Here is a 6,367-nt window from a genome sequence, read left to right as displayed (position 1 = left end):
CGAGTGGGGGTGCCCCCTGCTCGAGCGGAGTCGAGAGCGTGGGGGAGCGTGCCGGGCGTCGTGACGGGGCGAACGTTGCCTGTCGCGGCACTAGATCTGGCGGAGATCACCGGCGGAGCCAGAGTCGGATCGTGGCGACGGTGACGGTGCCTTGGAAGTTGTAGCCGCGCTCGTCGAACCTCGTGGCTACGGCCCGGGAGTTCTTCAACGCGTTGATCGTTCGCTCGACTTCGTTCCTTCGCTTGTAGATCGTCTTGTCGAAGCCTGCGGGTCGGCCGCCCTTGCTGCCCCATCGCCGGCAGTTGGCCCGCTGGTTCTTCGGTGCGGCGGTGGTGTGCTTGATCTGGCGTCGTCGCAGGTAACGGCGGTTGCGGCGGGAGGAGTACGCCGTGTCGCCGCCGAGATGGCCGGGCCGCGTGCGTGGATGCCCGCCACCGAGGCGGACGACACGGATGTGTTCCATGACCGGGATGAGCTGCGGAGCGTCGGAGGCGATGTCGATGCGCCTTGCGGTGAACTCGTCGCGGCGCTGGAGGGCTAGCGCGGCGAATGCGCCGATGTCGTCGGCGGGAATGAACGTGAGCGGGTTGTCGATGGGCATGGGCCAGACGAAGGTGCCGTGCCCCACCGGCCCGAAGTGGTCAGCAGGGCCGGGGGGCGGCGTCCGCCCTCACCGGCGAGGTGGATCTTGCAGGTCAGGTCGCCCCGGGAGCGTCCGAGTCCCTCGCCGGGCCGATGCTGTCGGGGCGTGCGTCTTTTCCCGGCACTCGTGGCGGCTTCCTACGAGCCCCCGCGGCGTGCTGATGGGCCCGGCAGGAGGTCGAATCGACGCTCACCATCGACCGGTCGATCCGGTCTTCCGCGTCGGCGTCGGCCAGGACGGCCGCGAAGATCCTGTCCCAGGTGTCGTCCGCTGGAACGAAGCAGCGCTCGGGGGGTCAGTCTCCCGGCCCCTCGCCGCTGGAGCTCCCGTGCAACGCCGCTGGGGGGCACCCCTCCTCCAACCAGCTCGTCCCACGTGGCACAGGACACGTTCATGACAGGACTGCGCCGGGGAAGGGTCAGGGAAGCCATAGGTGCGCCCATGATTGCCCTGAAGGGATGACCCGTGACGTCCGCTGCGCCTCTCCCCATACCTCGGGCTGCCGGATCGCTTCCGTTCATCGGCCACGCTCTGAGGATGCGCGACAACCTCGGCTTCATCGACTCGCTGCGCGACACACGAGAACCGCTCGTCGAGATCGTCCTGCAACCCGGAACGCGCACCGTCGTGGTCCAGGACCCGGCCCTGATCCACCAGATGCTCAAGGCCCTGGCCCCCACTCTCGACAAGGGCCGGCTCTACGACAAGCTGGGCCAGCTGCTGGGCGACAGCGTCGTCACCGCCACCGGCCGGCCTCACGTACGCAAGCGCCGCCAGCTGCAACCGGCGTTCGCCCACACCGAGATCAGCCGGTACGTCGACATCATGCGCACCGAGGTCACTGCCACGGTCGCCGGCTGGGAACCCGGGCGGCCCCTCGACGTACGCGAGGCGATGGTCGGACTCAGCCTCGACATGCTGGCCAAGACGGTGTTCGCCGGCAGCCTCGACGACGCCGTCTTCCGCCGGCTGCGCAGCGACCTGTCGGTGGTGATGAACGGCGTCGGTGTGCGTCTCATGCTGCCCGACTGGGCCGAGCGTCTGCCGTTGCCTTTCAACCGCCGCTTCGACCGGGCCCGGGCCGGCGTACGCGCCACCGTCAACAGCGCCGTCGAGGAGTTGCAGGCCTCCGGGCACGACACCGGAGACATGCTCTCCATGTTGCTGCGCGCCGTCGACGAGGAGACCGGCGAGCCGTTGACCGGGCATCAGATCTGCTCCGAGATCCTCACCCTGGCCGTGGCGGGCACCGAGACCACCGCGTCGGTTCTGTCCTGGACCCTGTACGAACTCGCCCGCCATCCCGGCGTCGAGGCCCGGGTCCTGGCCGAGCTGGACGAGGTCCTCGGCGAGCGGCCCGTGGCCTTCGACGACGTGGCCCGGCTGCCGTACCTGAATCAGGTGATCACCGAGACCCTGCGGCTGCACCACCCCGGCTGGTTGGTCACGCGCCGTACTACCGAGGAAACCCGTCTCGGCGAGTGGACGCTGCCCGCCGGTACCGAACTGGCCTACTGTCAGCACGCTCTGCACCGCGACCCCGAGCGTTTCCCCGATCCGCTCACCTTCGACCCGGACCGGTGGAACGACGCCGCGCAGGAGCCTTTGCCAGGCGCGTTCCTGCCCTTCGGGGACGGCAAGCACAAGTGCATGGGAGACCGCTTCGCCCGCACCGAAATGGTCACGGCGATCGCGACGATGCTGCGTTCGGTACGGCTGGAACACGCCGAGGGCCAGGCCATCCGCCAGGTCGCCCGGCTCACCGTACGGCCGCGCGCCCTGCGGATGACCGTCCTCCCCCGGAAGCGCCCCCGAGCCGGGGCCCGCCACTAGCGCATGTCTCGCGGATGGGTGGGCGATCCGATGGATGTGTCTGTCCGCTCAGTGATCACTGAGCGTTTTTCAGCGTTGCCTCTCCAGGGTGAGGACGGCTGCGGCGGCTGACCCGGCGTCACGCCGGTCAGGCTGAGCCTGACCGGGTCCTCGCCGCAGGTCCCCGGGCCGATGCCCGCTGGACCGGCCGTCCAGACCACGACGGGCCTGGGCCATCTCCCCCATCGGACCGTGGCGGGCATCGGCGTGCTGGCCCTGTGGGCGGCAGGCGCGGTGGTCATCGGAGCCACAGTGCTGCGGCTACGTGATGCCTGAAAGCGGCGATCGCTTCACCGGACGGGCGACACCTCGGGAACGGATTCGGCACACATGAGGCCGGGAAACACCGCGAACACGTGCGCAACACCTCGGCCTGCGGGACCCGGGGATCTCCCGCTCGATCGGCGCCTGGAGCCCGTGGGGTGGGGACGTTGCCGTAGAGGACGCCGCCAATCGATCTCACATGGGCCGGAGTTCGCCACCCACACAGTGTGCCCGGGCAGCTCTACGCGACCGTTCTCGCGACCCCGGTTCGACGGCAGGCCCGCCTGGCGAGGTGGCTACCCGGAGACAGCGAGCATCTCTCCTGCGCCAAGCGCCCTCTGGAACATCGGAGTCATCCAGGGGAGGGTGAGGGCGAACTGGATTCCGTGACGGTTGAGGTGGCACCATCAGGGTCGCCGAACACCCGCGAGCCCGAGTCCGTGTCCTCGAGCCTGTGCAGGAGGCCGGTGCAAAGGCCACGGGCGGGACGAAGACGCGGAGCCGACGGCCCGCAGAAGCAACTCCTCGAAGGATGTGTCCATGCGGCTGGCCTTGAAGACGTCGGACCCTGTGCGAACCCGCTCCCGGCGCAGGGCCCTCATCGCCCTTCTGGTTGCCGCCGTCGCCGCCGCCCTGGTGATCGGCTGCATTGCGGTGGCCAACGAGGTGAACCACCCGGAGCTCCGGATACGCGGCATCCCCAGCAGCGGCGTACTGAGCGCCGCCGCGCTCTCCGAGGCCACGCTCACGGTGGACGTGGTCGATCGCAGAAACGACGCGTCGCTGACCAATGAGGCGCTGCGCAATGTCGAGGTCAGGCTGAACGGCGAGATCGTCCCCACCCTGTGGGTCGGAAGTCACTGGGTGCTCGATGTGGGGGCGTTGCGGGACGGGGAGTACGAACTGACGGTGACCACCGACCCGGGCCTGCTCTCGCGCGAGATCAGTCTCAGTCGCCGCTTCGTCGTGGGCACCACCCGGCCCTGACCTCCAGGTCCCAGGCGCGTGCTGGGCTCGCCCACGAGCACCTTCGCGCCGCCGCTCCCGCGGTCCGAGAGCGGAACAGCTCGCCGGCTCCCCCGAGTAGCCCGTGCCCTCGTCGGAAGGTGTCCACCGGCAGGTACCCAGCACCTACGGGAACAGGATGCACCGTGAACGCGCGAGCACCGCGGAGGCCGGCGGGGGACGTCTCTAACGATCTTGATGACCGGTCGGCGTGCATGGAAGAACTGGCCTCTTGGCAGAGACGAGGTTGTCGACCGACACTCCGCCCGAGGAGGCCCGCTGCTGTCTCAGTCCGCCATCTCCGAGCCGGTCGGCGCCACTTCGGTGTGTGACTGTTACGTCCACCGGTTCGGGGCGATCGGCGAGCGTGCCCGTCCTGCCTGCTGTCCGATCGACATGACCGACGAGGAGTGGGCCCAGGTCCACGCCTCGATGCTGGTACCGGCCTGGCTGGAGGGCCGGGCGGGCGCCCGGAGGAGCACTGCCACCGGGAAATGATCGACGCTGTGCGCCACGTCGTCGGCAACGGCGGGAAGTGGCGCGCGATCCCAGTGGACTTCCCCTGGTGGCGGGCAGTGTACGACTTCTTCCGGCGTTGGTGCCGCCACGGCTACGTGCGCGAGCTCTGCCAGCGACTGCGACGCCTCGAGCGCAAGCGGCGGGGCCGGGAGGCGGAACCGACGGCCGCGGTCATGGACGGCCAGTCGATCGACGGCTCCGACGCCGTCGGCGCGACCGCCGCGGCTGCGACGGGGCAAGCTGCACGACGGCCGCAAACGGCATGTCCTGACCGTGGGAGTCGCCCTGCTCCATCCGGCCGACCACGGCGGTCAGGCCGTCCTGGAGTCCTGGGGTTGGCAGAACATGGGGGAGATCGTCGGGCTGCCCGGTCCGGTCAACCCATGCGTGCTGATCCTGCCCCTCGCTGAGGCGCTCCCCGCAGGCCGGTGATCAGACGTCTGCCGCGGGCATCCGTCGCGCAGGCGGAGCCCCCGTCCCGGCCGGTACAGCCGCCGACCCGCGTCCTCTGCTTCTCCGATGGACTGGTCGAGGAGCACTACACCAGTGGGAAGGAGTTCGGGGAGGACCAGCTGATCAACGGTGTGAACCAGCTGGAGAGAACCGGCTGCGGGATCCGGGCGGTGACGCGCGCCCTGTCCCACACGCTCAAGCAGGCGCGAGGCGGACACACCACGGACGACGCGACGCTGCTCATGGTGGAGTGGCGCGGTTGACGGGTCGCTGTCGTCCGCCGTTCCCTCCCCGGCCTCATCCGGGGGGCGGCTCGTCAGTCCTGCGGCGCCTGCCCGCTTCCGGTGTCGATGAGGATCTGTTCCCCCTGGGTGATGTTGCCGGCCCGGACAGCCTGAGCCATCGCGGCATGTGCGGCCTGTGGTGTCGCGTGCGGCGGGACCACCAGCAGTGAGAACACGTCCTGGTCGCCACGTGTGATCAGGACCGTGTCGTCGCCCACCGGGAAGGAGTCGACGTGCACCACCCGGCCCTCGACGACGATCCTCGTCGGGAGTCCCTCCCAGGCCGCGGCGTCCAGCCCGACACGCGTCACGGGACCGAGGTACTCGGTGAGGGCACTCAGCAGCGCGGGCAACTCGGCACCGATGTCGCGCGACTGCGGCCACCACGCACCGTCCAGGACGCCCTCACGCGACTCCGTCGTCTCCAGCCGGAGCAGCGCGCACCCCGGCTGCACGGCCTCGTGAACGCCACTGGGCAGACGACGGGAAGCAGGAGGTGGATCGGAGCCGGTCATGGAGGGACCACCCGTCTTCGGGAGCCGAGCGAACGCGGGACTCGCCTCGCACTACCACGCTACTCCCCGCGTCGCCGGACGCCGGTGCATCCGCGAGCGTCCTGCCCGCCCGGCTCGCCACCAGGCTGGTACGAGCCGCCCCTCCTGCCGGGTTCCAGCAGCGTTTGCACGAACACCGAGGGATGTTTTCCCAGGCCGGGCGCTCTGCACTCGATGTTTCCGCAGGTCAGGAACCCGGACAGAGAAGACTCCACCAATCCGCGGGTGAGGCGGCGCCTTCGGCGGCCGAGGTCGCCATCAGCGGGGCGGCGTGACGAGATCCATCTCGTAGGCGGTGATGACGAGGTGGACCCGGTCCCGGGCGCCTTCGCCGGGCTGCATGACCGCATCCGGGCTGCCGATCCCCGCTCCGGCACAACCAGCGGCTGAAAGACGCGGAACGCACCATCTCGGGCCTCGGTGGATAGCCGCGGGCAGCTCGTCACTTCGTGATGGTTCGAGAAGGGGAGGGTCGATGGAGGCGTCGAGTCATGACGAGTCCCGGGAGTTCGTGGCGATGCGGTCCACCGCGTTGCTGCGGCTCACGGTGCCGCTCACCGGCGGGGACCGGCACGCCGCGGAGGATCTGCTGCAGACTGCGCTGATGAAGGTCTACGGGCGCTGGGCGCGCATCGAGCAGCACCCGGAGCGGCAGCACGATCGTCTCCCTTCTGCCTCGGGTCGGCGACTGACCCGAAGGGCCCCGGGCCGGGGTGGCACTCCCACCCCGGCCCCGGGCCCCGTTGACGACATGGGCCTAGGATCGCGGAATG

The 6,367-nt window shown here is 69.8% G+C and carries 7 protein-coding genes and 4 pseudogenes; 7 read left to right on the top strand and 4 right to left on the bottom strand.

Going from position 1 to position 6,367, the window contains the following annotated elements; genetic code table 11:
* Positions 1-106 precede the first annotated feature (106 nt).
* Together ABZ281_RS32650 and ABZ281_RS32645 are read right to left on the bottom strand one after the other, a co-directional pair.
* A pseudogene (locus tag ABZ281_RS32650) lies at positions 107-487 on the bottom strand (transposase); the annotation flags it as partial.
* A gap of 188 nt (positions 488-675) precedes the next feature.
* Positions 676-830 (bottom strand): annotated as a pseudogene (locus ABZ281_RS32645) (IS5/IS1182 family transposase); the annotation flags it as partial.
* A 278-nt stretch (positions 831-1,108) separates the two neighbouring features.
* On the opposite strand from ABZ281_RS32645, the gene ABZ281_RS32640 reads away from it, so the two are divergent.
* From ABZ281_RS32640 to ABZ281_RS32630, 3 genes are all read left to right on the top strand, one after another.
* Positions 1,109-2,476 carry a cytochrome P450 gene (locus ABZ281_RS32640; RefSeq protein WP_356661382.1) on the top strand — a complete coding sequence of 456 codons (1,368 nt, stop codon included), beginning with the start codon at positions 1,109-1,111 and terminating at the stop codon, positions 2,474-2,476.
* Positions 2,477-2,647: 171 nt separating this feature from the next.
* Entirely contained in the window at positions 2,648-2,791 is a 144-nt protein-coding gene (locus ABZ281_RS32635; protein WP_356661380.1) for a hypothetical protein, read from the top strand.
* 528 nt (positions 2,792-3,319) lie between these two features.
* Positions 3,320-3,766 (top strand): hypothetical protein, encoded by a 447-nt coding sequence (locus ABZ281_RS32630; protein WP_356661378.1) that lies wholly within the window; start codon positions 3,320-3,322, stop codon positions 3,764-3,766.
* Between the two features lie 353 nt (positions 3,767-4,119).
* Here ABZ281_RS32630 and ABZ281_RS32625 read toward each other — a convergent pair whose 3' ends face one another.
* Positions 4,120-4,272 (bottom strand): hypothetical protein, encoded by a 153-nt coding sequence (locus ABZ281_RS32625; protein WP_356661376.1) that lies wholly within the window; start codon positions 4,270-4,272, stop codon positions 4,120-4,122.
* Between the two features lie 6 nt (positions 4,273-4,278).
* On the opposite strand from ABZ281_RS32625, the pseudogene ABZ281_RS32620 reads away from it, so the two are divergent.
* From ABZ281_RS32620 to ABZ281_RS32610, 3 genes and pseudogenes are all read left to right on the top strand, one after another.
* Positions 4,279-4,350 (top strand): annotated as a pseudogene (locus ABZ281_RS32620) (hypothetical protein); the annotation flags it as partial.
* Between the two features lie 226 nt (positions 4,351-4,576).
* Positions 4,577-4,735 carry a hypothetical protein gene (locus tag ABZ281_RS32615; protein ID WP_356661384.1) on the top strand — a complete coding sequence of 53 codons (159 nt, stop codon included), beginning with the start codon at positions 4,577-4,579 and terminating at the stop codon, positions 4,733-4,735.
* Positions 4,732-5,019, top strand: a complete 288-nt coding sequence (locus ABZ281_RS32610; RefSeq protein WP_356661374.1) for a SpoIIE family protein phosphatase — start codon at positions 4,732-4,734, stop codon at positions 5,017-5,019. Before ABZ281_RS32615 ends, ABZ281_RS32610 begins: the two co-directional genes overlap by 4 nt.
* 53 nt (positions 5,020-5,072) lie before the next feature.
* Here the strand turns inward: ABZ281_RS32610 and ABZ281_RS32605 are convergent, their stop codons facing one another.
* The gene (locus ABZ281_RS32605; protein WP_356661372.1) at positions 5,073-5,555 is read right to left on the bottom strand and encodes a DUF5994 family protein; all 483 of its coding nucleotides are present in this window, start codon (positions 5,553-5,555) and stop codon (positions 5,073-5,075) included.
* A gap of 514 nt (positions 5,556-6,069) precedes the next feature.
* Between ABZ281_RS32605 and ABZ281_RS32600 the strand changes: the two are divergent.
* Positions 6,070-6,367, top strand: a pseudogene (locus ABZ281_RS32600) (hypothetical protein); the annotation flags it as partial.

This window comes from Streptomyces sp. NPDC006265, assembly GCF_040613555.1.
GTDB lineage: Bacteria > Actinomycetota > Actinomycetes > Streptomycetales > Streptomycetaceae > Streptomyces.
This window is presented reverse-complemented; position numbering and strand designations above follow the sequence as displayed.